General features: G+C 46.6%; 2 protein-coding genes. One reads left to right on the top strand and one right to left on the bottom strand.

The window, feature by feature from the left end; genetic code table 11:
- Positions 1 to 50: 50 nt before the first annotated feature.
- Positions 51 to 1,262, bottom strand: coding sequence for a site-specific integrase (locus FJW00_RS04100; RefSeq protein WP_140923130.1), 1,212 nt, complete (start codon positions 1,260 to 1,262; stop codon positions 51 to 53).
- A 361-nt stretch (positions 1,263 to 1,623) separates the two neighbouring features.
- On the opposite strand from FJW00_RS04100, the gene FJW00_RS04090 reads away from it, so the two are divergent.
- Positions 1,624 to 2,874: a tyrosine-type recombinase/integrase gene (locus FJW00_RS04090; RefSeq protein ID WP_140923128.1), complete on the top strand. Its 1,251-nt coding sequence runs from the start codon at positions 1,624 to 1,626 to the stop codon at positions 2,872 to 2,874.
- Positions 2,875 to 3,155: the final 281 nt, after the last annotated feature.

Below are 3,155 nucleotides of genomic sequence, written 5' to 3'. Positions count from 1 at the left end.
GAACAGTGGTACAAGTAAATTAACAGATGGCGGCAGAAGCCGCCTTTTTATTACTTTAATTCAGGATAAGAAATTATCTCTATGTAACTTGATAGCTCAACAGGTGAAGCGGAGTGTTTAGAGTACGTTTTAAAGCTTTCAGTATTACCGCGCTCATGCCCCATCAATAGAGCGATCCTATCCTCAGGAACTTTGTTCTTGTCCAGTTGCTGAGCGTAGGAATGGCGTAGCGAGTGAAAAACTTTTCTTTCTGTGCCAGCTTCGCCCAAAGCCTTACGCTTAGCCCTTGTAAATCTTTGTGTGTGCCATGTGGATCGCTTGCCGTCTGCACGGTCTGTGATTGATGCATGGTAAAACAAGAAGCCGTCATAGGGGCGCTGAATGAGCGTAGCAACCAGTGCAGTTAACTTGCTGTGAACAGGAATGATCCTTGCTGCTGATCTTGTCTTACCTTCCAGCACCTCAAAGCACAACACGCCCTCAACCGTCTTGATGTTGCCTGTTTTCAGTGAACAGATCTCGTTTAGGCGCATCCCGCTATACATACCTATCAGCGTTACCGCTTTCATTTCATCATCAAGCAGGTTGTAGACCTTCGTTAACTCACCCTCTGCAAACACTTCGTAGCTAACCTTGCTACTTTTAGCTTCCAGTGCATGACCGCGCCACGGGTTATCTTGTGGTGCATCGTGATACCGGTTCTTAGCCAGATCCCAAATCTGAGCAAGGGAGCTGATGTAGTTTTGTATTGTCTGAGGTGCCTTTTCCTTTTTCAGCTTATCAAGCCAGCCTGTTACGGTTGTTCTGTTCACATCCTTTAGCTGAACATCTTTTTTCTTGAGATGAGCAAGCAACACCTCTACGGCTTTGTTTGTTTTAGAAAGGGTAGTTAGCTTTCGTTTCTCGCTGAATTGCACAAGGTACAGATCCAAAAGTTTGAGAAGTGAAGGGCAGGTAAGAACAGCTTCGCCCAATGGGATTGGGTTTTCTTTGGCTATGTTTCCTATCTGGCGTAGTTCATTGATGATTCGTTCCATCTTAGTGCCGCTGGGTTGTGGTTTTAGCTGTTCCCTTAATCTGGAAAACTCTACGGCGATAGCATCACGGATCAGCCTTGCTTGCCTGATGTCTCGTGTGCCAGTGGACTTGATGAAGTTCTTTTTGCCGCTGAAATACCCTCGCATGTAAGCAGGTAGCGCAATGCGAACCATGTACACACCACAAGGATCAAGAATCAGGTAACGATCTCTCTTGTAAATCATGAAAACCCCAGTTATTTTGTCGGGGCAATTTCATGGCGAAATTGGTATGGTTAGCCGTAGGCGCATTCTAACGAATTGATCAAAATCAATGAGTTAGGAGACGCAGTTGATTCAAAATCAACCGTAGAAATACGTGCCGGTTCGAGTCCGGCCTTCGGCACCATCGGAACATCAATAGACGTCAACGGACGTCTTTTTTTGTGCCTGAAATACAGTATCCGCAAGGCTTTCCTCGCTTTTTCACTCAACCTAAGTCAACCTGATTCAATCTACATCAAATTACTGATGCGGGTACAACTGCGGGTATATCCCGGTTCGATAATGTTTGTACCCACACAGAACCCTTGAAAGGATACTCATCATGGCTCTGAGTGATGTGAAGGTTCGTTCGGCCAAGCCTGAAGCAAAAGCCTATAAGCTTACTGACGGTGAAGGCATGGTGTTGCTGGTTCACCCTAACGGCTCCAAATACTGGCGGCTTCGTTATCGCTTCGGCGGCAAAGAGAAAATGCTGGCATTGGGAAAATATCCTGAAGTTTCGCTGGCGGATGCCAGGGCACGCCGGGATGAAGCCCGTAAGCTGTTAGCAAACAGCGTCGATCCCAGTGAGAACAAGAAAGCCGTTAAGGTAGAGCAGGAGCAAGAGGCAATAACGTTTGAACTGGTTGCCAGAGAATGGCACGCCAGTAATCAAAAATGGTCTTCAGCACATAGTGCTCGTGTCTTGAAAAGTCTCGAAGATAATCTCTTTGCTGCCATCGGTAAGCGGAACATTGCTGACCTGAAGACACGGGATCTGCTTGTCCCTATCAAAGCGGTGGAGTCGTCCGGGCGTCTCGAAATCGCTGCTCGTTTGCAGCAGCGTACTACCGCGATTATGCGCTTTGCTGTGCAGAGTGGGTTAATCGACTACAACCCCGCTCAAGAGATTGCCGGTGCGGTTGCTATGGCGAAAAGAAAGCACCGTGCGGCTCTGGATCTTGAACGTATTCCCGAATTACTTCACCGCATTGATCACTACTCTGGCAGACCGTTAACTCGACTTGCTGTCGAACTTACCTTGTTAGTCTTTATCCGCTCCAGCGAGCTGCGATTTGCCCGTTGGTCAGAAGTAGATTTTGAAACGGCCATGTGGACGATCCCCGGTGAGCGTGAACCGTTGGACAGTGTTAAGCATTCTCAGCGTGGTTCAAAGATGCGGACTCCACATCTTGTTCCTTTGTCGCGACAAGCTCTCGCTATCTTGGAAAAGATCAAAAGCATGAATGGGAACCGAGAGCTGATTTTCGTGGGCGATCACGATCCACGTAAGCCGATGAGTGAAAACACGGTAAACAAGGCGCTGCGGGTAATGGGCTATGACACAAAAACGGAAGTTTGTGGGCATGGTTTCAGGACGATGGCACGAGGTGCATTAGGTGAGTCAGGGTTATGGAGCTATGATGCGATTGAACGACAATTGAGCCACACAGAGCGTAACAATGTGCGTGCGGCTTACATACATACTTCTGAGCATTTGGATGAGAGGCGTTTGATGGTGCAGTGGTGGGCTGATTATCTTGATGCTTGTCGCAACGGTTCAATTACACCATACGAATACTCGAAATTATAATAGATCCTTTGAGGTTTAGAGCTTAATATTTGAAGCGCTTGAAGCACAATTATGAGTTTTTTTGGAAAAGCTGCCAACGTAGAACTGGTACTTTTAAATCACATTTTCGCTTAGTTTATGTATGAGCATAGAGGAAAGTTAAGTGGCTAAGATTCCCTTCACAAACAGAGAGTTAGTCAGGGCCTGGCGTAGTTCTCTAGATGTCTCAAAATCGGAATAAAGAACAAACCCTCACAGGCTACTATTATTTTATGCAATTGAATGTGGTCTTAAAGCTACGT

It is taken from the genome of Pantoea anthophila (assembly GCF_006494375.1).
Classification (GTDB): Bacteria; Pseudomonadota; Gammaproteobacteria; order Enterobacterales; family Enterobacteriaceae; genus Pantoea; species Pantoea anthophila.
Note: the sequence above shows the minus strand (reverse complement) of the source record. Positions and strands in the feature narration are given on the sequence as shown.